At 46.2% G+C, this 23977-nt stretch carries 21 protein-coding genes; 13 read left to right on the forward strand and 8 right to left on the reverse strand.

Annotation, left to right across the window (positions count from 1 at the left end):
• Positions 1 to 10: 10 nt before the first annotated feature.
• Both FEM55_RS08295 and FEM55_RS08300 read right to left on the reverse strand, forming a co-directional pair.
• Positions 11 to 457, reverse strand: coding sequence for a peptidylprolyl isomerase (locus FEM55_RS08295; RefSeq protein ID WP_138280874.1), 447 nt, complete (start codon positions 455 to 457; stop codon positions 11 to 13).
• Between the two features lie 124 nt (positions 458 to 581).
• A complete protein-coding gene (locus FEM55_RS08300; protein ID WP_229209156.1) occupies positions 582 to 1346 on the reverse strand; it encodes a lytic transglycosylase domain-containing protein in 765 nt (254 codons plus the stop codon).
• A gap of 467 nt (positions 1347 to 1813) precedes the next feature.
• Between FEM55_RS08300 and FEM55_RS08305 the strand changes: the two genes are divergently transcribed.
• From FEM55_RS08305 to FEM55_RS08330, 6 genes are all read left to right on the forward strand, one after another.
• Positions 1814 to 3025 carry a molybdopterin molybdotransferase MoeA gene (locus FEM55_RS08305; protein WP_229209157.1) on the forward strand — a complete coding sequence of 404 codons (1212 nt, stop codon included), beginning with the start codon at positions 1814 to 1816 and terminating at the stop codon, positions 3023 to 3025.
• A 168-nt stretch (positions 3026 to 3193) separates the two neighbouring features.
• Complete coding sequence (locus FEM55_RS08310; protein ID WP_138280876.1) at positions 3194 to 3433, forward strand: MoaD/ThiS family protein; 240 nt, start codon at positions 3194 to 3196, stop codon at positions 3431 to 3433.
• Between the two features lie 39 nt (positions 3434 to 3472).
• On the forward strand, positions 3473 to 3922 hold the full coding sequence (locus FEM55_RS08315) for a molybdenum cofactor biosynthesis protein MoaE (RefSeq protein WP_138280877.1): 450 nt from the start codon (positions 3473 to 3475) through the stop codon (positions 3920 to 3922).
• Between the two features lie 37 nt (positions 3923 to 3959).
• Positions 3960 to 4868: a bifunctional molybdenum cofactor biosynthesis protein MoaC/MoaB gene (moaCB, locus tag FEM55_RS08320; protein ID WP_138280878.1), complete on the forward strand. Its 909-nt coding sequence runs from the start codon at positions 3960 to 3962 to the stop codon at positions 4866 to 4868.
• Positions 4869 to 4897: 29 nt separating this feature from the next.
• Complete coding sequence (moaA, locus tag FEM55_RS08325; protein ID WP_138280879.1) at positions 4898 to 5890, forward strand: GTP 3',8-cyclase MoaA; 993 nt, start codon at positions 4898 to 4900, stop codon at positions 5888 to 5890.
• A gap of 112 nt (positions 5891 to 6002) precedes the next feature.
• Positions 6003 to 6416: a T9SS type A sorting domain-containing protein gene (locus FEM55_RS08330; protein ID WP_138280880.1), complete on the forward strand. Its 414-nt coding sequence runs from the start codon at positions 6003 to 6005 to the stop codon at positions 6414 to 6416.
• Between the two features lie 49 nt (positions 6417 to 6465).
• Here the strand turns inward: FEM55_RS08330 and FEM55_RS08335 are convergent, their stop codons facing one another.
• The 3 genes from FEM55_RS08335 to FEM55_RS08345 all read right to left on the reverse strand — a co-directional run bounded on the left by FEM55_RS08335 (position 6466) and on the right by FEM55_RS08345 (position 9341).
• Positions 6466 to 7668 (reverse strand): glycosyltransferase family 87 protein, encoded by a 1203-nt coding sequence (locus tag FEM55_RS08335; protein WP_229209158.1) that lies wholly within the window; start codon positions 7666 to 7668, stop codon positions 6466 to 6468.
• A gap of 46 nt (positions 7669 to 7714) precedes the next feature.
• Positions 7715 to 8644 (reverse strand): alpha/beta hydrolase, encoded by a 930-nt coding sequence (locus FEM55_RS08340; RefSeq protein WP_229209159.1) that lies wholly within the window; start codon positions 8642 to 8644, stop codon positions 7715 to 7717.
• 106 nt (positions 8645 to 8750) lie between these two features.
• A complete protein-coding gene (locus tag FEM55_RS08345) occupies positions 8751 to 9341 on the reverse strand; it encodes a hypothetical protein (protein WP_138280881.1) in 591 nt (196 codons plus the stop codon).
• 105 nt (positions 9342 to 9446) lie between these two features.
• Here FEM55_RS08345 and FEM55_RS08350 point away from each other — a divergent pair, with 105 nt between their 5' ends.
• The 3 genes from FEM55_RS08350 (at position 9447) to FEM55_RS08360 (ending at position 16404) form a co-directional block, all read left to right on the forward strand.
• Complete coding sequence (locus tag FEM55_RS08350) at positions 9447 to 12530, forward strand: PVC-type heme-binding CxxCH protein (RefSeq protein ID WP_138280882.1); 3084 nt, start codon at positions 9447 to 9449, stop codon at positions 12528 to 12530.
• Between the two features lie 151 nt (positions 12531 to 12681).
• Positions 12682 to 15396: a PVC-type heme-binding CxxCH protein gene (locus FEM55_RS08355; protein WP_229209160.1), complete on the forward strand. Its 2715-nt coding sequence runs from the start codon at positions 12682 to 12684 to the stop codon at positions 15394 to 15396.
• Between the two features lie 87 nt (positions 15397 to 15483).
• Positions 15484 to 16404 carry a hydroxypyruvate isomerase family protein gene (locus FEM55_RS08360; RefSeq protein WP_138280883.1) on the forward strand — a complete coding sequence of 307 codons (921 nt, stop codon included), beginning with the start codon at positions 15484 to 15486 and terminating at the stop codon, positions 16402 to 16404.
• Between the two features lie 119 nt (positions 16405 to 16523).
• Here the strand turns inward: FEM55_RS08360 and FEM55_RS08365 are convergent, their stop codons facing one another.
• Positions 16524 to 16832 (reverse strand): isoamylase early set domain-containing protein, encoded by a 309-nt coding sequence (locus FEM55_RS08365; protein WP_138280884.1) that lies wholly within the window; start codon positions 16830 to 16832, stop codon positions 16524 to 16526.
• Between the two features lie 147 nt (positions 16833 to 16979).
• The gene (locus FEM55_RS08370; protein ID WP_138280885.1) at positions 16980 to 19241 is read right to left on the reverse strand and encodes a TonB-dependent receptor; all 2262 of its coding nucleotides are present in this window, start codon (positions 19239 to 19241) and stop codon (positions 16980 to 16982) included.
• 215 nt (positions 19242 to 19456) lie between these two features.
• On the opposite strand from FEM55_RS08370, the gene FEM55_RS08375 reads away from it, so the two are divergent.
• Entirely contained in the window at positions 19457 to 19867 is a 411-nt protein-coding gene (locus FEM55_RS08375) for a DoxX family protein (protein WP_138280886.1), read from the forward strand.
• Between the two features lie 38 nt (positions 19868 to 19905).
• Here the strand turns inward: FEM55_RS08375 and FEM55_RS08380 are convergent, their stop codons facing one another.
• The gene (locus tag FEM55_RS08380; protein ID WP_138280887.1) at positions 19906 to 20877 is read right to left on the reverse strand and encodes an aldo/keto reductase; all 972 of its coding nucleotides are present in this window, start codon (positions 20875 to 20877) and stop codon (positions 19906 to 19908) included.
• A 156-nt stretch (positions 20878 to 21033) separates the two neighbouring features.
• Between FEM55_RS08380 and FEM55_RS08385 the strand changes: the two genes are divergently transcribed.
• The 3 genes from FEM55_RS08385 to FEM55_RS08395 all read left to right on the forward strand — a co-directional run bounded on the left by FEM55_RS08385 (position 21034) and on the right by FEM55_RS08395 (position 23974).
• Positions 21034 to 21798, forward strand: a complete 765-nt coding sequence (locus tag FEM55_RS08385) for a M23 family metallopeptidase (RefSeq protein ID WP_138280888.1) — start codon at positions 21034 to 21036, stop codon at positions 21796 to 21798.
• Positions 21799 to 21864: 66 nt separating this feature from the next.
• Positions 21865 to 23151, forward strand: a complete 1287-nt coding sequence (locus tag FEM55_RS08390; RefSeq protein WP_138280889.1) for an aminotransferase class V-fold PLP-dependent enzyme — start codon at positions 21865 to 21867, stop codon at positions 23149 to 23151.
• 205 nt (positions 23152 to 23356) lie between these two features.
• Complete coding sequence (locus FEM55_RS08395; protein WP_138280890.1) at positions 23357 to 23974, forward strand: Cj0371 family chemotaxis-regulating polar lipoprotein; 618 nt, start codon at positions 23357 to 23359, stop codon at positions 23972 to 23974.
• Positions 23975 to 23977: the final 3 nt, after the last annotated feature.

Below are 23977 nucleotides of genomic sequence, written 5' to 3' on the forward strand. Positions count from 1 at the left end.
CCAGAGATTTTCAGGCTTCTGTTTCTTCAATAATCGTGATTTTCTGGATTTTGTCACCCTGACGGATCTGGTCCACGGTATCGACGCCTTCCACTACTTTTCCGAAACAAGTATGGTTTCCGTCCAGATGTGCTGTGTTTCTGCGGCTGTGACAGATAAAGAACTGTGAACCTCCGGTATCGCGTCCGGCATGTGCCATGGACAATACACCGCGGTCATGGTATTGATTGCCGCCGTTCAGTTCACACTTGATATGGTAACCCGGGCCTCCGCGGCCGGTTCCGGTCGGATCGCCTCCTTGTATCACAAAGTCAGGGATTACGCGGTGGAAAATAGTCCCGTCATAGAATCCCTTTTTTGATAAGTCAACAAAGTTTTTCACTGTGGCAGGAGCATCCTCATCGTAGAATTCGATCAGCATAGTCCCCTTGTCAGTGATCATTTCTGCTTTTGTCATATTATAAGAGCATTTAAATAAGTTTACATTGTTACTCAGCAATGTTTTTGCTGATTGCAATAACAACACAAAGAAAAGGATATTGTAACCTTTTCTGTTCATTTAATGCCAAATAATTGATTGATCAGGAATCTGCGGAAATTTTGATCAGTTCTTCTTCCAGCGCCATACGGATCTTGCTTTGTTCCGCCCGGTATTCCGAAAGCTTTTCTACCACACTTCCGCTTACCCATTCCCTGCTTCTTTCCGGATTGGAAAACCATTCCTTTACTGCAAGCAGCTTATAAATGTATTTTGTAGTTTCTGAATTTAATTTGAGTTTGAAGTAGTCGTCCTTGTTCTGGGAGTCCATTCTGTTCTGAATGCGGCTCGGGCCGGCATTGTATGCGGCCGCTACGAGCGTCCATGATCCAAGTTGCCTGTGCAGGCTGCGGAGGTATTTGCCAGCGGCATGCGTTGATTTAACAAGATGTTTGCGGTCGTCTCTAGTCGAGTTGACAACCAGGCCGAGTGATTTTGCCGTGGATGGCATCAGCTGCCAGTATCCGGCAGCACCACGGTGCGATTTGACATCATCGCTCATCGCGCTCTCGATAAGGGGAATATATTTGAAATCGGCTGGTACTCCGTACTTTTTAAGAATGGGTTCAATGATTTTCATTCTTTTCTGGGTCTTTGTCATCAGCTTACGAAAGGCGGGATTGTCGTAATTTCTGATCGTTTTCTGGTATCGCTCGGCAATTCGAAGCTCTGATAATGGTATCGCTTCGCCACAGAAGTCAATAGCAAGAAGATCTGAATCAATAATGGTGTTTTCTTTCAGCTCCTTCTTTTCCACCTTCACCTCGCTCAGGGGCGATTTGCCCATTATTGCAATTGAGAAGGCCATAAAGATTAGTCTTATCATGCATTTTTTATTTCGTGAAACATCGGTTTATGGCATAAAGCCGGGGTGTAAAGATAACGGTATAGAATTAAAAATATTCAATATTTAGGTAAATATCTGATTTAGAACTATTTGTACATTTGTAGTATAGAATTAAAACAAGGTCGTCCAATTTGGCAGAATTTGCTGTTCAGCGATGAATACAATTGGCTTTTTACAAGTCTGTAAAATTTATCATGGCTGTTGGAGAAATTTGCAAAACGGCTTTTCCGGTGCATTTTGGAACAATTGGTAAAGCAAAAAAATATTTTTTTTAGCTACTTAGCTGATTATGAAATAATTGTACAAAATGCATTTTTGAATACAATGTATTTTTCTTTTAAAATCTTTTAATATTTTAAAAAACTGCAAAATCTTTAATCATTTTCCGGAAATGTAAATGAAGTTCCGCGATGTATTAACTTGCAGAAATGATCTTCAGCAAAGCATTTATGGTAACCGTAAACGAGGCCAAACAAAGGATTTTTTCAGAAACTTTCCTGAATTCAACAGCAACAAGGCCAACGTCAGAAGCAGCAGGATTTGTGCTGGCCGCTGATGTTGTCGCGCCGCTTTCCATGCCTTCTTTCCGGCAGTCGTCCATGGACGGCTATGCAATCCTGCATTCGGATATTGTTCAGAAAGACGTTTTTCTGAAAATCGCCGCTGAATCCAGAGCCGGACAGTCCGAACTGCAGCCTTTGATCTCGGGAAATGCAATCCGGATTTTTACCGGGGCGCCCGTTCCCGACGGCGCAACGGCCGTGATTATGCAGGAACATACTTCGCTGCTAAGCGGACAGGTTATCATTCATGAATTTCCGGTTCCGCCCGGGAAAAATGTCAGGGAAATCGGAAAACAGATCTCACAAGGCGCAGTCGCACTCACGAAAGGCACTTATCTTACACCCGGGAGCATCGGGTTCTTACTGGGTATGAATGTGCAGGTCGTAGAAGTGTACAGCAAGCCGAAAACAGGTTTGCTGGTGACAGGCGATGAACTGCTCAAACCCGGCGAACCGCTTGTGCACGGCAAAGTATACGAATCCAATTCTGCCATGCTTATTGCCGCATTGCAGCAGGAAGGCATTTCCGATATTGAAATAAAATACGCAAAAGATGATTTTCAGTCTACGGTGGATGCGCTTGAAGCACTTTCACAAACCAATGACCTTGTGCTGACAACCGGAGGCGTGTCCGTCGGGGATTACGATTTTGTGGAAAAAGCTTTACAGGAAATCGGTGCGGAGACCATTTTTTATAAAGTAAGGCAAAAACCCGGAAAACCGCTTCTTTTTGCAAAAAGGCAGGAAAAACTGTTTTTCGCGTTACCGGGAAATCCTGCTTCGTCGCTCGTTTGTTACTATGAATATGTGCTGCCGGCCATCCGCAAAATGACGGGCAGAACGGATCTGTTTCTGAGAAAACTGAAAATGCCGGTTAAGCATGCTTATTCATTCGATGGCGAGCGGGACGAATTCCTGAAAGCATTTGTAGAAGAAGATCACGTAGTTCCGCTGGACGGGCAGGAGTCGTTTGCATTGCGTTCTTTTGCCATTGCGAATGCAATTATTTATCTTCCGGTTACGCAGCATGTCGTTGCGGAAGGCGACCTTGTGGAAGTACATTTGCTGCCATTCTGAATTTCATTTCCGGAATACGTGTTTATGGTTTAAGGAGCTGTTGGAAATCAGCTTCAGGCTGTCAGGAAAATAAATAGCTGGTGAAAAGAGGTTTGTGGAAATCTTTGATCCAATCCAGTTGTAGTCAGTTTTTTAACAGGAAGTAATCAAGCTTAAAATACGAAATAAATGAGCGTTCATGTGATGTATTACGGAATGCTGGCGGAAATAACCGGCCACGCCAACGAACTCTGGAATTCGGATGAAAATCTTACCGTAGGCAAATTCCGAAGCCAGATTCTGGAAAAATATCCGGCACTGCGTGAAAAAAAGTTTAAAGTTGCGGTCAATCAGAAAATAGCAGAGGACTTTGCACCGATTGACCCGTCAGCCGAAATTGCGCTTTTACCGCCTTTTGCCGGCGGATAAGTGCCGGTTTCCTTATATCAGAAGCATAAATCCGAGTGAATGGAAAAGATACACAAGCCGAAAAAAGTATTTGTTCAGGGACCGATCAGCCCGGAATTCGTTTCAAAATCCATTGCAAGCCACCAGTCCAAAACTGCTATCGGCGCGCATGCTATTTTTCTGGGGCAAATCCGTGCGGATCAGAAAGAAAGCGGTGTCGTCACCGCAATTGAGTATTCTGCTTACGAAGAAATGGCCGAACATGCATTTCATGAAATCAGGGAAAAAGCCTTTGCCAGATTCGAACTGACTTGCATGCATATTTATCATAGCCTTGGAACCGTACCGGTCGGCGAAATCAGCCTGTTTGTTTTCGTTTCTTCTCCGCACCGGCGTGCCGCTTTTGAGGCTTCCGAATTTGTCGTTGAGGAAATCAAGGCGAATGTTCCCGTTTTTGGAAAAGAACTGATCGGAGAAAACGGAGCATACGTCTGGAAAGAAAATAGTTGAGCTCCGGCTTTCCGCTAATGAATTTTACTGATTTTTGATGGTCGATATAACGCATAAAACCAATACTTTACGGATTGCCACCGCACAGGCAACGGTGCAGGTCAGTAAACCCGAAACCATACAGGCGATTCAGGACCGGACCGTCCCAAAAGGCGATGTTTTTGAAATGGCTAAAGCAGCAGGGTTTCTGGCAGTAAAGAAAACACCGGACCTTTTGCCGGACTGTCATCCGATTCCTGTGGAGTATACGGCTGTGAATTACAGCATTGAAAACCTTTCCATTGTAATCGAACTGACGGTCAAGACAATTTACAAAACCGGCGTAGAGGTGGAAGCCATGCACGGCGTATCGGTCGTGGCCCTGACGATGTACGACATGCTCAAACCGATTGACAAAGGCGTTGAGATCAACAACATAAAGCTGCTGGAAAAGAAAGGCGGAAAAAGCGACAGAAAAGCAGTTCCGGAAAATCTGAAAACGGCCGTTGTAGTTTGCTCAGACAGTATTTCAAACGGGATCGGTGAAGATAAGTCGGGTAGAAAAATAATTGAAAAACTCGACGCCATTAAAATCAGCGTAAGCGATTACAGCATTATTCCGGATGATAAATCCAGCATTCAGGACAAGATACAAAGCCTTTGCAATGCGCAGTATCAAATGATTTTGATCACAGGCGGAACCGGTTTGTCGCACCGCGATGTTACACCGGAAGCTGTCAGTGAATTACTGGACCGCGAAATTCCCGGAATTGCAGAAACGGCGCGGCAATATGGCCAGGAACGGATTCCTACGGCCATGCTTTCACGGTCTGCGGCCGGTTTTATCAAGGAAACGCTGGTGATTACAATGCCGGGGAGTACAGGCGGCGTCACAGAATATATGGATGCGCTTTTTCCGCATGTACTGCACGTTTTCAGCGTTTTAGAAGGCACAAAGCACACATAACTTTTGCTCATTTGAATTTCAGTCCATCCATGTCATTGCCCATTGTAGATACATTTGGCCGTAAACATACTTATCTGCGGATTTCGCTGACGGATAAGTGCAACCTGCGCTGTACTTATTGCATGCCGCAAGAAGATATGCAGTTTATGCCGTCCAGATGGCTCATGCAGGCGGATGAAATTAAAATGCTTGCAGGTATATTTGTAGAAATGGGCGTGGACAAAATCCGTCTGACCGGTGGAGAACCGCTGATCCGGAAAGATGCAGGCCATATTATCTCCGACCTTGGCAAACTGCCGGCTTCGCTTACGCTTACAACCAATGCGGTTCTGATTGACCAGTTTATAAATAATCTGAAAGATGCAGGCGTAAGTTCACTTAATGTAAGTCTGGATACTTTGAAGGAAGAACGGTTTGCAGGCATCACAAAACGCAGTCATTTTACCAAAACGCTGGACAACATCAGGTTGCTTCTGGCAGAAGGTTTTGTCGTGAAAATCAACATGGTTGTCATGCGCGGGATTAATGATGACGAAGTTAGTGATTTTGTAAGGCTTACGGTTGACGAACCCAATCTGCATGTCCGGTTTATAGAATTCATGCCGTTCAACGGCAATCAGTGGGATATGTCCAAGATTGTTTCCTATGCCGATCTGCTTTCCGGCATCAGCACTGATTTTGACTTTCAGAAATTGCCCGGAGAATTGCAGGATACCGCACACCGTTTTCAGGTAAATGGCGGCGCAGGCACTTTCGGGATTATCGGAACCGTTACGCACCCGTTCTGCTCGGGATGCAACCGGATTCGGCTGACGGCTGACGGAAAACTGAAAAACTGCCTTTTTGATACAACTGAAATAGATTTACTGACGCCACTGCGCGCCGGAAAAGACGTTCGTACCTTAATCTATTTGCACTTCCATAAAAAACATTTTGCTCACGGCGGGCATGCAGGCTTCACTGAAAAACATGCCAAATCGGACTACGAGCAGAACCGCACCATGATTGCAATCGGAGGATAAACCGTTCAGCATCTTTAATTCGCCGTTTAAATAAAGCGTGCAACATGGCCTGAAACGCAGGCATCATTGGTGAAAATTGTCCCAAACTTTCACTGATAACCTTTATTCGGCCATGAAAAAAATGCTCACATCACTTGCCGCAGCAGCTTTCGGAATTTTGCTGCTAAGCGCCACTGTTTCCGCGCTTCCTGTTGAAACCAAAGCGGAATGTAAAAACAACAATTGCAGGAATTTCCGTATGGGAATGTATCAGATTAAAAATACGGTAACCATGAAAGTCCTGATTGAAAAAGCATTGGGCGAACGCATGGCATTACGCCTGCTGAACGACAAAGGCCAGATTCTTCATGAAGAACACATTGGAAAAGCAACAAGAAAGTTTGGCCGGAAACTGAATTTTTCAGAAATACAGGATGGCAATTACACACTGGAAATTTCCGACAATCAGGAAAGAATTGTGAAGTACATACGTCTTGCCACGAAAGATGTCAGTGAAGTGAACCGTACCTTGGTCGCCATGAATTAATTGCATAAAAAGCAGCGTTGCAGGAATAACTGGTTCCTGCAACGCTTTTTCATAATGCCTTTTCGGTTTTTTCTCTTGGCAGCAACTGGCTGAACAGCATATCATAAATTATTTTTCCCCAGATCAGAATACACGGGACCGCTTTTACAACGTAAGGTTTCATCCATTCATCCCGGATGAATTTCGGAAAAAGATCCGTCGGTGACAAAGCTGTAAAGACAAACGCCAGAACAAGTAAAATGTAGTTTTCTTTTTTGGGAAACTGGGCGTAATACCAGAGCGCCACGCCGCTGATCGCAATGATAAAAGTCGGCGACTCCGCACGGTGGTTGAAAATCACAACCCAGATCAGGATGGAAGAAAGCATCAGAACCCGGAATACAAAATGCTGATATGATCTGATTTTCAGCAGCGGAATGCAGAAAAGCGCCACGCCCGCCAGACTTACATACGTTTTGTTAACCTGCCAGCCAAACCACGATTTCAGCCAGCCGATTACCGAAAGCCCGTCCGAGATGGAATGATCATTCTGCAACAGATTCGCCCAGCTTTTATAAAGAAATACAAATTGTTCCCAATCAATGACAACGAGAGGCAAAATCGTGAAAAGTACAACCCAGAAAGCCGTCGTATAAGCGAGTTTGAACTTGTTCGGATAAAGTAAAAAAAGCGCCAGCGCAACAATGCCGAACACTTTGATGAAAATCGTTGAAACCACGCATAAGGTGGCCATCCAGTATTTTCCTCTTTCCAGAAAGCCAAAGCTGAAAATCAGCAAGCCGGCAATCAGCGCGTTGCTTTGTTCATTCTGCACCGAAGTAAGCAGTTCGACGAGCATGAAAACGAGGATCAGCCCTTTGGTCCGGATGTCGATACGCGGCAGATAATACACCGAATAAAGCAAGACGGCTGCATTCAGAATGTTCCATAAGGAAAGTCCCAGAACATCCGGAAGAATCGAAAGTATGCCGAAGATCAGTGCAAAGCTCGGGCTGTACTTGTATAAATCGCCTTGTTCCTCAATGAATGGCGCATACAGATCTTTGTTCTCAAGCAGGTGAAAGAAAGACTGTTTGAAAATGATATAATTGTTATAAGTCGTATAAAGATGACCGCCTTCCACAAAGCTTTTCAAACCTCCGAAATAGGACTGCAGACTGGCAAATACTGCAATACCCAGAAATACGAACAGAATGGATTTCGGGTTAATCAAAAAGCGGTTTACGGCATTCATGGCAAAGACTTTGTTCAACAGACTGAATTTTCGTTCAAATCTATTGATAAATCAGTGCTTATCATTATTTCTTCATATAACCCATGGATTTCAGCCAGCCTTCCATCGCCGCAGGCCAGTTTGCAAGCGAACCTTTTCCTTCCGTGCGCATGCCGTAACCGTGCCCGCCGATCGGGTATAAATGCATTTCAGCGGCTATTTTATGTTTTTTCAAGGCCAGGTAATATTCAATGCTGTTCTCGACCGGAACGGCGCCGTCGTCCATGGCATGCACGAGAAATGCCGGCGGCGTCTGCTCGCTGACCTGTAATTCATTGGAGTAATATCTGATCAGTTCGTCCGACTTTTCAGCACCCAGCAGATTGTCCCGCGAGCCGCCGTGCGAAATGGAAGGCAGAAATGAAATCACCGGATAAAGCAGAATGGAAAAATCAGGCTTGGATTCCTGCGAAGCTTTCGGACCCATATTGTAGTGCGTGGAAATCGTTGCAGCAAGATGTCCGCCGGCAGAAAAACCCATTACACCGATTTTGTTCGGATCAATATTCCATTTCGCCGCATTCTCACGGATCATTTTCATTCCCTGCATGGCATCCATCAACGGAACTTCATGCTGATGCGTCATGGCTTTTTCGTTCGGAAGCCTGTATTTCAATACAAAAGCAGAAATACCGCGTTCATTGAACCATTTGGCAAAATCGCTGCCTTCGTGCGATGCAGCCAGAATTCCGTAGCCGCCGCCGGGACAAATCATAACGGCTGCTCCGGTTGCATTCTCTTTAGGCGCAATGTAAGCGGTCAGGGTCGGAACCGTTACGCCGCTGATCCGCAAAATATTGCTTGCGTCCGTTTCGGATTTTTCAGCAACGCTGCTTGTTTTGAAATTAGGGATTTTGCCTTCCGGCCAAAGGTTCATTGTTTCGGTTTGTGCCGTTACAGCCATACTTATGGTCATTAGCCAGCAGAATACCGGCAGTGAAATAACTTTTTTCATCGGATAAGATTTTATTTCAAAAGCATCGTCCGGTTTTATCCTACCTTAATAATAGGAATTCCCGTTCTCTGTTTCCGGTTTGTAATTTTGGAAATTCCGATAAAAGTCAGGGTTTTGCCGGATTGATCATAATGTGGGCGCGGTGCGTGCCGGGGTCCATAATCCATGGCATGCCGGCAACATCCGGTTTCAGCGGCAATCCGGTACTTTCCGCAGTAGCATACGGAATGTAAATCACATAACGGAGGTAACTGTTCTTCAACGTGCCGTCGGCTGCATTGTAATTGTCTTTTGTGCCCGAAAGCACGTATAAAGTAGAAGGCTGTTTGGGCATGCTCAGCTTTTTGCTTTTGGCTTCATTTTCCCGTATATCAAAAATCTCTTTTGCATTTTTACCTTCTTTGCTGAGTATTCTGCCGCGCTCCATAAACGGTTCCAAGTCCGCATGATAACACGAAACGCTGATGTCTTCCTTTTTGGGGTCATCGGCAAGGCATACCAGATCATTGGTTCCGTTGCGGAGCATTTTGAAAGTTCCGTCTGGCGCATAGCCGTAAACCTTGGCTCCTTCCTGCTTTTCAGACGGCGCTGCCAGCACGGCTGTTCTGATCTGGATTTCGGCTGCGGGAATGGTTGTCTGCGCGTTGGCCTGCAAAGAGATGCAAATGGCAGCGGCGTAAAAAAAAGTCTTGCTCATAATAGTAAATGACATGTAGATAAACTCTTATAGATCTAAAATTAGTAATCTTTATTCAAGAACGACGCAGACCGGCTGCAATACATGCCATAATTATTTTACCACATGAACTTTAAAAAATCCTTTTTGCTGTTTCCCGCCGGCTGTATGTTGCTGGGTTTGATGGTAAGTACTTACCAGCGATCCAATCCGAGTACATTCCAGAGTTCCGTAGTGGACAGCCTGTACAAAGACCTGACCGATGAGCAGAAAAGATCGCCGAAATATGCGGTTGCCGGATTGTCTGTAACCGACGGACTGGAAGCCACGCTTTTTGCCTCTGAACCTGTCATTACCAATCCTACCAATATCGATGTGGATCATCTGGGCCGGGTATGGGTTTGCGAAGCTTATAATTATCGTCCGGCCATTAACGGCAATCCTACCAAAGATGAAGGCGACCGCATCCTGATTCTGGAAGACAGCAATGGAGACGGGAAATCGGACAAAACGACTGTTTTTTATCAGGGAAAGGAAATCAATTCGCCGCTTGGAATCTGGGTTATGGGAAATAAAGTAATCGTGTCCCAAAGTCCTTACGTATGGCTTTTTACGGATGAAAACAATGACGGCAAAGCAGATAAGAAAGAAGTGATCTTTGAAGGAGTCGGCGGTGAGCAGCACGATCACGGCATGCACGCTTTTGTATTTGCCCCGGACGGAAAGCTGTATTTCAATTTCGGGAATGAAGGCGGCCAGTTACTCGACGGAAAAGGAAAACCGATTGTCGGAAAAAACGGCGAACCGATTGATTTCAAAAAACTGAAACAGGGAATGGTGTTCCGCTGCGATCCTGATTTTAAAAATATCGAAGTACTGGCCAATAATTTCAGGAATAATTATGAAGTCGCCATCGACAGCTACGGAACCATGTGGCAGTCCGACAATGACGATGACGGCAATAAAAGCGTAAGGATCAATTACGTGATGCAACACGGAAATTACGGCTATACCGATGAACTCACAGGCGCAGGCTGGCGTGCAAACCGTACCAACATGGAAGATTCCATTCCGTTTCGTCACTGGCACCTGAACGATCCCGGCGTTGTTCCAAATTTGCTGCAGACCGGCTCCGGATCGCCGACCGGAATGGTCATTTACGAAGGCCGTCTTTTGCCAAAAGCATTCTGGGACCAAATGATTCACTGTGAGCCTGGCCATAACGTAGTACGCTCGTATCCGGTACAGAAAGCCGGAGCAGGGTACTCTGCCAAAATCGTAAATCTTGTGGATGGCAAGCGGGATCAATGGTTTCGTCCGTCGGATGTATGCGTGGCACCAGACGGTTCTCTGATTGTTTCCGACTGGTATGATCCGGGCGTGGGCGGGCATCAGGCCGGAGACCAGAACAGAGGCCGTTTGTTCCGGATAGCGCCGTCCAATACGCCGTACCGCATTCCTAAAAATGATTTCACTACGCCCGAAGGTGCTGTTACTGCTTTGCAAAGCCCCAATTTATCGGTTCGTTATCTTGCATGGCAGGCACTGGAAAAAATGAACGCAGCGGCTGTTCCTGCTTTGGAAAAGCTGTTCAATGATCCGAAAGCCAGTTCGCGTATGCGTGCAAGAGCTATGTGGATGCTGAGCAAATCGCCGGAAGCAGGGAAAAAAGCCATTAATGCCGCTATAAAAGACAGCAATCCCGACATGCGCATTGCTGCATTGCGTGCTGCAAGCGAAACCAGTTATGCAGACGTTACAAGCTACATCAAAATACTTGTGAACGACAAAGAACCACAGGTACGCAGAGAATGCGCCTTAATGCTGCATCATAACAAATCTGCGGAAGCTCCGGCGTTGTGGACTGCGCTGGCCAGGCAATACGACGGCAAAGACCGCTGGTATCTGGAAGCATTGGGAATCGGAGCGGACGGGCAATGGGATTCGTTTTTCAAAGCGTGGGTTGCAGAAGCCGGTGCCGATCCGGTAGCGACACAAGCAGGAAAAGATATTGTCTGGCGCTCCAGAAGCAAGGAGTCGATTCCGTTGCTGGCTTCACTGGCCGGTGATCCGAACCTGGATCTGAAAAGCAGGCTGCGGTATTTCCGCGCATTTGACTTTAATCCGGGAGGAAAAGAAAAGTCAACGGCTCTTTTGCAAATCATGAAAGGAAGTGCGGCTAACAAACCCGGAATAAGTGAACTTGCATTGCGGCACCTGGATCCCGATTTTGTAAAACAAAGCCCGGAAGCCATGGCGGCAGTTAAAAAATTGCTGGATGCTTCGTACGGAACCGCGCTTTATCTCGAACTGGTTGCCCGCTACGAACTTGCATCCGAAAACAACCGCTTGCTTGATCTTGCCATTGCGCAGGCTTCCACCAGAACGGGCGGTGCAGCAGCAACGCAGCTTATGAAACAGAACGGATCGGAACTGGTCTGGAATGTGATCAAAGGAAAAGATGCCGAAAAAAGTGAAAATATCCTAACCGCTCTAAAAGGTGTCGGGAGCAAGGAATCGCTGGAAATGCTGGAAACGGTATCGCTGGACAAGAAATATCCCGCCGGTATGCGGCTGATTGCAGTAAAATCCCTCGGCGGTACAATGAGCGGTGAAGATGAGGTGCTTGAACTGCTTAAAGAAAACAAGCTGGAAGGTGAAATGAAAACCGCAGCCGTGCAGGGACTGAGCGGTGCATGGCGGAAATCGGTAAAGATGGAAGCGGCAAAATACCTGGAAGGAGGAAGCGTAGCCGTTAAAAAACATCCTGAACTCAAAGAACTGGTGGGAATGAACGGCAACGTCAGCAAAGGCAAGGAAGTGTTTTCTTCCTACTGCTCGGTATGCCATCAGGTGAACGGCGCAGGCATGGATTTCGGGCCAAAACTTTCTGAAATCGGAAGCAAGCTGCCCAAAGAAGCGCAGTATGCGGCTATTTTCGAACCAAGTGCGGGAATCGGCTTCGGGTATGAAGGATTTGAAGTGAAGTTCAAGGACGGATCTGAAGTTTCCGGCATTATTGCCAGCAAAACGGAAACCGATCTGATCATGAAATTTCCCGGCGGCTCGACGCAGGAATACAAAATGTCACAAGTAAAATCCATCAAACAATTAAATGATTCCATGATGCCGGCCGGATTGCAGGACGCCATGAGCACCGAAGAACTGGTTAGTCTGGTGACTTATCTAAGCAATCTGAAAAAGAAATAAGAACGCCGATCCTGTGAAATACAGCCGTAAAGTTGTATTTCACAGGATTAATTTTTGATCCGGCTTCATTCCTTCAAAGTTCATTTCATTATTCCCGAAACATCCGGTAATTTTATGCGAGTTTGAATATCCCGCATTATAAAAGCCTGTTTTGAAATCAATTCATTTTAAGAAATCCACACTATTCATTGCCGTAAATTTCCTTCTGCTGAATTTCTGCGGTTTTGGTCAAACAGCTGATTCTGTAACCGTTGTACCCGAAAGCGTCGTTACGGATCCCGACAGCATCTATGCGGCACTTTCCGAGCCTGAAAGACGGTTTTCCAGAAATGCACTTTCCGGCCTCAAAGTGGCCGAAGGCCTTGAAGCCACGCTCTTTGCATCCGAGCCTGATGTAATCAATCCCATTAATATCGATGTAGATCATCGCGGAAGGGTATGGGTTTGCGAATCCTATAATTATCGTCCTGCCGTTAACGGAAAGTCCGAACTTGGCGTCGGCGACCGCATTCTGATCCTTGAAGATAAAGATGGCGACGGTAAATCGGATGTTACCAAAGTTTTTTACCAGGGAGCTGAAATCAATGCGCCGCTGGGAATCTGGGTCATGGGAAACAAGGCCATTGTTTCGCAAAGTCCGTACGTATGGCTTTTTACGGATACGGACGGAGACGACAAGGCGGATGTAAAAGAAGTGCTTTTCAAAGAAATCGGTGGCGTTCAGAACGATGCGGGCATACATGCTTTTGTATTCGGTCCGGACGGAAAATTTTACTTCAACTTCGGAAATGCAGGCAGACAGCTTGTGGACGGCAAAGACCGCCCTTTGCTGGATAAGTACGAAAGGCCGATCGATTTCAGACAGTTCAGGCAAGGTGTGGTTTTCAGGTGCAGCCAGGATTTTACAAAAGTGGAAATCCTTGCGCAGAATTTCCGCAATGGCTTTGAAGTTGCCGTGGACAGCTACGGAACCATGTGGCAGCCGGATCAGGAAGAGCCGGGAAATGGCGCCGACCGCGTTTCGTATGTTATGGAAAACGGCAATTTCGGTTATATTGATGAAATGACAGGCGCAAGCTGGCGGCTCAACCGAACCAATGTGGAAGATGAAGTTGCGCGTCGTCACTGGCATCAGAATGATCCCGGCGTTGTGCCCGATTTGCTGGAAACAGGTTCCGGTTTTCCGATGGGACTAACCGTTTATGAAGGAGAATTGCTTCCGCGCCGTTACTGGGATCAGATTTTGCTGGCTGATGCTGGCCAAAACCGTGTCGGCGCTGTTCAGGTTCAGACCAGTGGGGCGGGTTATAAATCGGAGGGTATCATTCCGGTTGCGGAAGGAAAACGTGATAAATGGTTCAGGCCGACGGACGTATGCGTGGCACCGGACGGATCGCTGATTGTCTCCGACTGGTATGATCCCGTGATTGGCTCTCATAAAATGAAGGATAAAAGCCGGGGAAGACTGTTTCGCATTGCGCCTGCAGGCACACCTTACAACATTCCGGTTTATGATCTTTCCGTACCCGAAGAAGCCGTAAAAGCATTGCGCAGTCCTAATTTATCCATGCGTTACATGGCGTGGAATGCCTGTGTAAAACACGGCTGGGCAGCAGAACCTTATCTCGAAAATCTTTTCCGGGAATACAATGCAAACCCTAAACTGCGTGCAAGAGCATTGTGGGTTCTCAACAATATTGAAGGATTTAATTACCGTAACCTCGACATTGCTTTCCGCGAACTGAATCCGAATCTGAGAATAACTGCTTTGAGGGCCGTTCGGCAGCGGAACAGCGATCCTACCGAATACATTAAGCGGCTTACTTCCGATCCGGATCCGCAGGTAAGACGGGAATGTGCGCTGGCGATCAACCACAACCATACTTATGAGGCGCTGGACGTTTGGCTGCAACTTGCAAAACAATACAAAGGCAATGACCGCTGGTCGGTGGAAGCACTGAGCATAGGCGCATTCGAGCAATGGGAACGCATTTTTCCGGCATGGCTGGAAAGGGCAGGAGCGAACCCGGAAGCAACGGATGCAGGAAAAGACATTATCTGGCTTGCAAGAACGAGAAGGGCCATTCCATACCTGACCAACCTTGCGGCGGATACTACGGTCGGTTTTAAAGACAGGCTGCGGTATTTCCGGGCATTCGACTTTTTCCATGCGGGATATGAAAAAACGCAGGCGTTGCTGAACGTAATGAATGTGAATTCTTCGGATCGGATTGAAGTCAGTAAGCTGGCATTGCTGCATCTGGACAAATCTTTTGTAACCAATTCACAGCAAGGACTGACCGCACTGAACAAGCTGCTGGACGAAACGTACGGAACTGCCGATTACATTGACCTGATGACACAGTATGAACTGGAATCGGAAAGGGAAAGGCTGTTCAGGCTTGCGCTGGATAAATCCGACGAGGTAATTGGCCGTGATGCGGGTCGTCTTTTGCTGAAACAGGCCGGGATTTCGTATGTAACGCAAAAGTTTTCCAGGCTCAATGACAGGCAGAAGTCGGCTTTACTTGCTTCCATCCAGTCTGCTGGAAGTTCCGAATCCCTAAATCTGCTGCGTGGGGCAGTTACGGATAACAGCGAATCGCTGACGGTACGCAAAAATGCAGCGGAATATTTGGGTGCAAGCTGGCCGGGAGAAGAAGTGGTTGTGAAGTTGCTGAAAGACGGCCGTCTGGAAGGTGAAATCAAGGAAGCTGCACTAAATGGTGTCAAAAATGCTTTTCGGGAGGACATCAGAAATCAGCTTGCGCCGTATTTTCCCGCGCCCGAGCCGGAAGTTACGGTTACTGCGCCTGCCGAGCCGAAAAGCAGAAAGGAAAGAAGGAAAAAAAGAAAGGGAAACTAGCGGTTTCCAAGTTTCCTGAAAAGAATTGGGGTATATTTTATAAAGCCGCTTCTTTAAATGTTTAAGTAAACAAAACCTTAAAAATATATGCTCCGCAGAAATTTTGTAAAATCTTCACTTGGAATCGCTGGTGCAGCAATCGCAACAGGAGAAGCTTTCGCAACATCCCCATTGGCAAAAAATAAATTCAAACTGAAATATGCGTCTCACTTCGGCATGTTCCAGAACAGTGCAGGAAAAGATGTCATTGATCAGCTTAAATTCATGGCCGATCAGGGCTTTATGGCTTTGGAAGATAACGGCATGATGGGCCGGCCTGTGGAGCAGCAAGAGGCGATTGCCAAGGAAATGGCCCGTCTGGGAATGGAAATGGGTGTTTTTGTAGTGGATAAGGGCGGAAACGGAGCGAATACACTGGCTGCCGGCAAAAAAGAATTCATTGATATTTTCCTGAATGGCTGCAAAAAGGCGGTGGAAACGGCCAAGCGTGTCAATGCCAAATGGATGACCGTGGTTCCGGGCGATTTTGAAAGAAATATCCCGATTGGCGTACAAACCGGAAACGTAATCGACGCATTGCGCCGCGGAGCGGAAATTCTGGAACCGCATGGACTGGTCATGGTGCTGGAACCGCTGAGCGATTCGCCGAATCTGTTCCTGCGCACTTCGGATCAGACGTATGAAATATGCCGCGGCGTGAACAGCAAGTCCTGCAAGATCCTTTATGATATTTATCACATGCAGAAAAACGAAGGCCGCATTATTTACAACATTGACAAAACATGGAGTGAAATTGATTACTTCCAGATCGGAGACGAGCCCGGCCGGAACGAACCTACTACCGGAGAAATCAATTACAAAAACGTCTTCAAATACATTTACGACAGAAGCAAGAAAGAGAACCGGTCCTTTATCATGGGCATGGAACACGGTAATTCGCAAAAAGGAAAAGAAGGAGAAGACGCCCTTATCAAAGCTTATGTAGAAAGCGACAACTTCGCAATCTAAGACGGAAGACATCCAGTAAGTTCAAAAAATAAAAAACCCGGAAGTAAATATATTTACATCCCGGGTTTTTCTTCTAACAGCTAACAGCTAACAGCTAACAGCTAACAGCTAACAGCTAACTACAATACAACGACCGAATTTTCTGTGTAATCAACACCGGTCGGAACGTATTTGTCAGCTTCGTTATCGTTTTGCCATTTTTCGTCGTCCAGTATATAACGGAACTGGTATTCGCCTGCTCCAAGCTCAACAATCCCTTTGAAAGAACCGTCTTTCTGTTTTTTTAACGCAATTGCTTCTTCCGGGTTCCAGCCGTTAAATTCTCCTACAAGGGCAACTTTTTTAGCTTCAACTGCTGCTTCTGCAGGTACTGTAAACGTTACTTTGTAAACTGATTTGCTCTTTACAAACTGCTTTGTTAATGCCATGATTAAGTAGTGTTAAATAGTTGATGAGACAAATATACAATTAATAATTATTCAAATCAATGAATATCAATACTGTATGGCTTTTTCATCCTTGAATAATTATACCAGAACGTTTTATCGGACGTTTTTTGTGCAATTTAGCAGATTTTATCTTAACATATATCTTAATCCGAGAAAGCCTCTAAGTCCCTGATTTGGTGCATAAACATACGACGGATCGAAGGTCAGGCGGTAGGGATTTTCCGGCGTGGCAATGACCTGGCCGTGATCGTCAAATTTTACATTTTTGTCAAAAGGATCGGATGCGCGTGCGATGGAATTTGCCGGCGGCGTGAAGTTCAGCAGGTTTTTGATGCCTCCGTAAATTTCAAGTCCGTTGCTGAATTTCTTTGTTACCTGGATATTCTGTAGGGACCATACCGGCGAAATGCGTGCACGCGGATCGTCCTCGCTCAGTATGGGCAGGCGCATAGGACCGTAAATATTGCCCGTATAATCAAAGGAAATTCCTGCTTTCTGGATGTCATAGGTTAAAGTCCAGACACCCGTAAATTTTTCGGTCAGGACGGGGCGGAACCGGATGCCGTTCTCGCTCTGGAAATTATCCATGAAAGTGCCGCCCGTCATGATTTTCAGCGGAAAAGGAAAATTAAAATCAAGGTTAAGGCTGATTCCTTTTGAAACGGCATATCCGTCCAGATTATCATAAATGATCTGATTCGGATTGGTGTCGTAATCAGGCAGAATCCGGTTGGTGAAATACGTGTAAAAAGCAGAAGCGTCCAGGCCGATAAATGAATTGCCCGTTACAATCTTCTTTACAAAGTTGATATTTGCATTCCAGCTTTGCTCCGGATTAAGCGCTTCTTTCACGATGACTTGTCTCGATCCGGTCAGTGCGGCATGGTCTTCAGTAAACAGATTGACAATCCGGAACCCGCGCCCGACATTAAACCGGACAACGTCCGTCTGGTTCAGTTTGATTTTATAAGCAACTCGGGGCGTAAAAATGCTTCCGTGCCGGCTGTTGTAATCGTACCTTGCGCCAAGCAGCAGCGAATGGATGCCGGATTTGATTTCATCCTGTACAAAAAAGCCCGGCAGCAAAATCTTGTCCGGATGATCCTGTCCGTCGGTATAACGTGTAGCCGTCGTGTTGTCATTATAAAAAGTATAGCGGAAAGGCGTTCCGAACAAAAGGCTGTGTTTCCCTATTTCCTTGTCCCAGAGAAACTGTGCAAACGCGATTTTCTGATCGGCATTAAAAAGAACATTTCCATAAACCGAATTCTGGTTATGCGAGCTGAACGAATACTGCAGCGTGATTTTCTGGGAAACCGGAAGCTGATAATTGCCCAGTATTTCATAGCGTTTGGTGTATATGCTCTCACCGTACACTTCGCTGCCGCCGCGGTACGATTTGTTCCAGTTCATTTGTCCGCCCCAGCGGTCTTCGTAATAATACCGGGCGGCAATGCTGGCTTGCCGGTTATCTTTCAGGCTGAACGACCATTTGTTAAAAACCGAAATCCGATTCTGTAAAGTGAGGTCCGTAAAGCCGTCCTGATTGTTGTCAACCGGATTCTGATAATTGAAATAATTGATGCCCAGCAATGAACTGGCTTTTGGTCCGGCAGCGAATTTCACACTCAGATCTACATTGTAATCCCGCCACGAAGTGCTGAATACATCAGCTGAAAACAAAGGTGCCTTCGACGGGTTTTTCGTTATGATATTGATCAGTCCGCCAACGGCTTCTGAACCATAAAGCGTTGAAGCGGGGCCCTTTACAATTTCTACCCTTTCCAGCAGACTGTTCGGGATTCCCGACAAGCCGTAAACCGTGGAAAGTCCGCTTACCATAGGCATGCCGTCAATAAGAACCATCGTGTAAGGCCCTTCCAATCCGTTCATATGGATGTCGCCGGTATTGCAAACGTTGCAGTTGAGCTGCGGCCTTACGCCGTTTACATAGCTTAATCCGTCGAAAATGCTCGGAACCGGGTTTTTGTAAATGAATTTTGCCGTGATGATATCCACCGGAACCGGACTGTCCAGTTTTGAAACTTCCCGCATCGTTCCCGTTACCACCACTTCATTCAGGGCATTTTCACCGGATTTGATCGTGAAATCACGAACAGTATTCTGTTCAATGCGCACGTTCTTTTCGGTAAGTGCAGGCATGGCCACATAACTGATCTTTACAGTATAGCTGCCGAGCGGAATGCCTGTTAACCTGTAATTTCCTAGCGTGTCTGCCGTTGTTCCGGTTTTCAGTTCATTTATATAGACCGAAGCACCGAATGCAGGCTCTGTCTGGCCTTCAATCGAAATTTTCCCGGATAAAGTAAATTGAGCTATTGCATCGAATGACAACAGGCAGAATATCAGTTGTATATAAAGCTTCATATGACTTTAATTTATAATTTTACCCTATCTAGATATAAATTTAGGTAAATCTAAAAATATTTGACATAAATTAAAATATATACAAGGAAGTTGCAATTTCTTTATTTTTGGAACCTCATATAATGTCCGTCACACTGCCTGCCATAACCATAAAACCTCAGAAGTTTTATCCATGCTTGCAGTAAATGCTTTTATTAACACTAATAGAATGAATTATGCTAAGAAACTTTCTGAGACCCGTCAAGCTTCCGGCTTCGGCCGATTGGGGCATTCTGATTTTAAGAGTCGGTATTTCGTTGCTGATGCTGACACACGGCTATGCCAAGCTCAAAGGCTACATGGGCGGTGATTCTTCTTTTGCAGATCCGATTGGTTTGGGCCAGGAATTTTCATTGATCCTTGCCATATTCGCAGAGTTTGTATGTTCCATTCTGGTGATTCTCGGGCTTGTTACCCGTGCGGCGCTTGTTCCGCTGATCATAACCATGCTCGTGGCCATCTTTATCATTCATGCACAGGATACCTTTGATAAAAAAGAGCATGGACTTTCGTTCCTGATTTCTTATATAACCATTTTTCTGACAGGGCCGGGACGTTTTTCGTTTGACAGAAATTTATTCCGATAACAAAAAACCTCGTCGTAACTGACGAGGTTTTTTGTTTGCTATTGTGACCATTCGGTGGGTTGTCGGTCCCAGCGATGCTGTCTCAGCTTTTCTGCTGTTTCGGCTGACAATAATTGTCCGTCGCTTACGGCAACATTTGACTTTACGTGCGGCAGTTTCCGCATGCCCGGAATTGTCGTGTGAACGTCCGGATTGTTCAGGATAAAGCGCAGTGCGAGTTCGGGCATCGTCATTCCTTCCGGCAGGTCCGCGCGCAATGCCTCGGCATGATCCACGCTTGAATTCAGGTTTTCAGGAACAAAATAAGTGGAACGCCAGTCATCCGCAGGAAAAGTCGTTTGCTTCGTCAGCGTTCCGGTAAGCGTTCCTTCATCAAAAGGCACGCGTGCGATAACGCCGATGTCCATTTTTCTGCAGAGCGGGAAAAGATTGTCTTCCGGAGCCTGGTCAAAAATATTGTAAATAACCTGAACGGCATCGATCAATCCGGTTTTCAATGTTTCCAGTGCATTGTCCGGTTCCCAGCGGTTGATACTGATTCCCCAACGTTCCACTTTTCCTTCTTTCGTCAGTTTCTGGATCGCTTCTTTCCATTCATCTTCCTGCGCCCAGCCATCTTCCCAGACATGGAACTGGAGAAGGTCAATTTGCTCGGTACCCAGATTTTTAAGGCTCTTTTCGGTATACTCCACAATGTAGTCGGCAGGAAAAACTTCTTTCAGCGTAAATTCCGGTCTGGATGGCCACTGCCGGTTTTTAGGCGGAATTTTGGTGGCTGCATACAATTTGCGGTCCGGGTAACGCCTGATCAGATCGCCAAGAATTCTTTCACTCAAACCTTCTCCATATCCCCAGGCGGTATCGAAAAAGTTTACGCCGGATTCCACTGCCAGATTCAAAGAGTCATCTGTTTCTTTACGGTCCGAGCCGGTCCAGCCGGCAAGTCCCCACATTCCGTATCCTATTTCGCTGATCTGCCAGCCGGTACGTCCAAAACGACGGTTTTGCATTTTAAAATAATTTAGAGTTTGTGACTTAAAGAATTTGACTGCATTTTTTTAATGTATAACAAATACATTTGCGTTGTTTTATTTTAAAAGTACAAGGTAACGTTCTTCAGATTCAAATAAGTGAAAAAAAAAGGATTGGTGTCAAAGGGATTGTTAATGACAGTAAAAAGAATTGCCGGAATCCTGTTGATCATCGCTGTATCTGCCTGGACGAGTGAAAAAGTACCGACCGGAGAAACAGCAGAATACTGTGCCGCTTTTAACCAGCTTCAGCTCGATATCCGGGACGGAAATATTTCGCCCGATTCTGCAAGAAACGCATTCCGGGTTATTATGGGCAATCTGCGCGCTTCATTTCAGAGCGATTCGTGTCCTTCCGTGGATTCTGCGTATTTTGTTTATCCCGTGCGTGATTATTTGCCGCGTGAATCCATTGGCGGCCGTGGAAGAGGTTACCGGCCAAAAGGGTTCGATCTTTTTGACAGGGAAGTAAGCGGAAGCCATCCGGCACACGACCTTTTCATTAAGGACAAAGATCAGGATAATCTTGACGACCGGACGTGGAAACCGGTGGACATCCTGTCATTCAGTCCGGGCATTGTGCTGGCAACAGAAACGGGCTGGAAGTACGACAGCGAGCTGCGCGGCGGCAACTGGATATGGATTTACGATCCCTGCCTCGACGGACTTTTTTACTATGCGCATAACAACATCGTTCAGGTGCAGCCCGGCCAATGGGTAAAAGCCGGTGACAAAATCGCCGAAGTCGGGCGTTCCGGGTATAATGCCTACAAGAAGCGTTCGCCGACGCATTTGCATCTGATGTACCTGCAGCTCAACAGCGATGGCCTTCCGGAACCTTACAATACGTACGACTGGATGATCAACGCTGTGACAAAGGACGGTATGGATGTGGAATGATTGGGAATCACGGAGATAATTGATAAATTGTAACTCACTCCATTCCTATTCCTGAAAAATACATCTATGAGCAACCGACGGTCCTTTTTCAAAAAGAGCGCAGCCCTTGGCGTTGGCGCCTTTGGTATCAACAGTCTTTTCAATAAACTGCATGCCGACGACTTCCATGAAGCTGAAAAACTTTGGAATGAAAACAGCGAGGATAACGAGGATTACTGGTCCGTGATCCAGGACGCGTACACGGCGAGCAAAAGCAACATCATTATCCTCAACAACGGGGGTGTATCGCCTTCGCCGGTTGTGGTGCAGGAAGCGCTGGAAAAATACAACAAGTCGGCCGCACAAGGTCCTTCGTATTATATGTGGCGCATCATGGATAAAGGCCGCGAACCTTTGAGGCAGCATCTGGCAAAACTGGCCGGATGCGACGCAGAGGAAATTGCCATAAACCGCAATGCAACAGAAGCACTGAATACCATTATTTTCGGATTGCCGCTGCAGAAAGGCGATGAAATCATCGGTACCGTTCAGGATTATCCCAATATGATTCAGGCGTGGAAACAGCGTGAGATGCGTGACGGGCTGGTTTACAAACAACTGTCTTTCGATTTTCCCATTGAAAACGACGAGCAGATTGTGAAAGCCTACGCGGATGCCGTTAAGCCAAATACCAAAATAATCCATGTGACGCATATCATCAACTGGGTCGGGCAAATCATGCCGGTGAAGAAAATATGCCGGATGGCGCACAGCAAAGGAATTGAAGTCGTTGTGGACGGCGCGCACAGTTTCGGGCTGCTCGATTTCAAAATCCCGGATCTGGAATGCGATTACTTCGGGACCAGCCTGCACAAATTTCTCAGCGCGCCGGTCGGAAGCGGAATGATGTGGGTTAAAAAAGACAAAATTGAAAAGATATGGCCGCTGCTGTGCAACAGCCAGCCAAAGAGTGCCGATATACGGAAATTTGAAACGCTGGGAACGCGGAGTTTCTGCATTGAGCAGGCCATTGGCGAAGCCATTAACTTTCAGGAAGGGATCGGTTCCAAAAGAAAACAGGAGCGCGTGCATTATCTGAAAAAATACTGGGCAGAAAAAGCGCAGCAGATTCCCGGCGTCAAAATCCATACTTCGCTGAAACCTGAATTTTCATGCGCCATTGCCGGCGTAAGCATTGAAGGCATGAAGCCGGAAGAACTTGACAGCAAACTGATGCGCGATTATCAGATCCATACCGTTGGCATCAACTGGGAAAACATTCATTGTGTCCGCGTTACGCCCCATGTGTATACGAAACGGAGCGATCTGGACAAACTGGTTGGCGCGCTTGAAAAAATTTCCAAGAAAGCCTGACCGGATTTTAGCTATCCTTTTTTTTGATCAGAAAAGCATAACCTCATTTTCAGGCGGGTTATGCTTTTATTTTGCCGTGAATGAAAACCGTTTAAATGAAGTCAGGATTTTTAACCTTGAAAAACAGACCATTTGAACAAATTGTGTTCATTTAACACAGGTCTGGAATTATTTTTGAACTGTTCTTCATCCTAAATCAGATATTATGACGCAATTACGAAAAGGTTCTTTTATAAAAAGGGCCAAAGATATCAGTATCGGCGGCGCACTTGCACTGGCTATGTTGTCCTCTGGAATGATGACGGGCTGCTCTTCCAGTGAAGAAGACGAGTCTGCTTACAGCTATGAAGAAACGGCTTATACAAAAGGAGTGCGTTCCCATATCAAGGAAGTCAAGCCGGGCGAATTCAAGATTACTGATGAAGAAAGCGTGGATGCCGATAAATCCCTGGCTATTGTAACTTACCTGGACGGCCATACGGATTCATTAAGTACAGAATCAGCCAAAGCCTTGATTGACAAAGATATCCAGAACAACAATGCTTATGTCGGGCATCACAGCGGATTGTCCAGCATGCTTTTGTATGGCGGTATGGGCTATTTTCTCGGCCGGTCTATGAATAACGGGTATATCAACAATTACCGTAGCCAGGACAACGGAAATGTCGCTCGATCTGTGTACAGCAATCCTGCTACTTATAATAAGTCGCAAAGTGTTGTGCAGCAGGTAAATGCTTCCAGAACGACAAGAACAGTAAATTCCCGTCCGGCTGGCGGCAGAAGCGGATTCTTCGGCCGTTCGGCTGGCAGAAGCGGAGGATAACCA

Origin of the sequence: Dyadobacter sediminis (assembly GCF_005860765.1) — a bacterium.
Taxonomy (GTDB): domain Bacteria; phylum Bacteroidota; class Bacteroidia; order Cytophagales; family Spirosomataceae; genus Dyadobacter; species Dyadobacter sediminis.

Excerpts from the sequence above, each read along its gene's own strand:
- FEM55_RS08295 (WP_138280874.1), bottom strand. The coding sequence starts at position 457 with ATGACAAAAGCAGAAATGATCACTGACAAGGGGACTATGCTGATCGAA.
- FEM55_RS08300 (WP_229209156.1), bottom strand. The coding sequence starts at position 1,346 with ATGGCCTTCTCAATTGCAATAATGGGCAAATCGCCCCTGAGCGAGGTG.
- FEM55_RS08305 (WP_229209157.1), top strand. The coding sequence starts at position 1,814 with ATGATCTTCAGCAAAGCATTTATGGTAACCGTAAACGAGGCCAAACAA.
- FEM55_RS08310 (WP_138280876.1), top strand. The coding sequence starts at position 3,194 with ATGAGCGTTCATGTGATGTATTACGGAATGCTGGCGGAAATAACCGGC.
- FEM55_RS08315 (WP_138280877.1), top strand. The coding sequence starts at position 3,473 with ATGGAAAAGATACACAAGCCGAAAAAAGTATTTGTTCAGGGACCGATC.
- moaCB (WP_138280878.1), top strand. The coding sequence starts at position 3,960 with ATGGTCGATATAACGCATAAAACCAATACTTTACGGATTGCCACCGCA.
- moaA (WP_138280879.1), top strand. The coding sequence starts at position 4,898 with ATGTCATTGCCCATTGTAGATACATTTGGCCGTAAACATACTTATCTG.
- FEM55_RS08330 (WP_138280880.1), top strand. The coding sequence starts at position 6,003 with ATGAAAAAAATGCTCACATCACTTGCCGCAGCAGCTTTCGGAATTTTG.
- FEM55_RS08340 (WP_229209159.1), bottom strand. The coding sequence starts at position 8,644 with ATGAAAAAAGTTATTTCACTGCCGGTATTCTGCTGGCTAATGACCATA.
- FEM55_RS08345 (WP_138280881.1), bottom strand. The coding sequence starts at position 9,341 with ATGAGCAAGACTTTTTTTTACGCCGCTGCCATTTGCATCTCTTTGCAG.
- FEM55_RS08350 (WP_138280882.1), top strand. The coding sequence starts at position 9,447 with ATGAACTTTAAAAAATCCTTTTTGCTGTTTCCCGCCGGCTGTATGTTG.
- FEM55_RS08360 (WP_138280883.1), top strand. The coding sequence starts at position 15,484 with ATGCTCCGCAGAAATTTTGTAAAATCTTCACTTGGAATCGCTGGTGCA.
- FEM55_RS08365 (WP_138280884.1), bottom strand. The coding sequence starts at position 16,832 with ATGGCATTAACAAAGCAGTTTGTAAAGAGCAAATCAGTTTACAAAGTA.
- FEM55_RS08370 (WP_138280885.1), bottom strand. The coding sequence starts at position 19,241 with ATGAAGCTTTATATACAACTGATATTCTGCCTGTTGTCATTCGATGCA.
- FEM55_RS08375 (WP_138280886.1), top strand. The coding sequence starts at position 19,457 with ATGCTAAGAAACTTTCTGAGACCCGTCAAGCTTCCGGCTTCGGCCGAT.
- FEM55_RS08380 (WP_138280887.1), bottom strand. The coding sequence starts at position 20,877 with ATGCAAAACCGTCGTTTTGGACGTACCGGCTGGCAGATCAGCGAAATA.
- FEM55_RS08385 (WP_138280888.1), top strand. The coding sequence starts at position 21,034 with ATGACAGTAAAAAGAATTGCCGGAATCCTGTTGATCATCGCTGTATCT.
- FEM55_RS08390 (WP_138280889.1), top strand. The coding sequence starts at position 21,865 with ATGAGCAACCGACGGTCCTTTTTCAAAAAGAGCGCAGCCCTTGGCGTT.
- FEM55_RS08395 (WP_138280890.1), top strand. The coding sequence starts at position 23,357 with ATGACGCAATTACGAAAAGGTTCTTTTATAAAAAGGGCCAAAGATATC.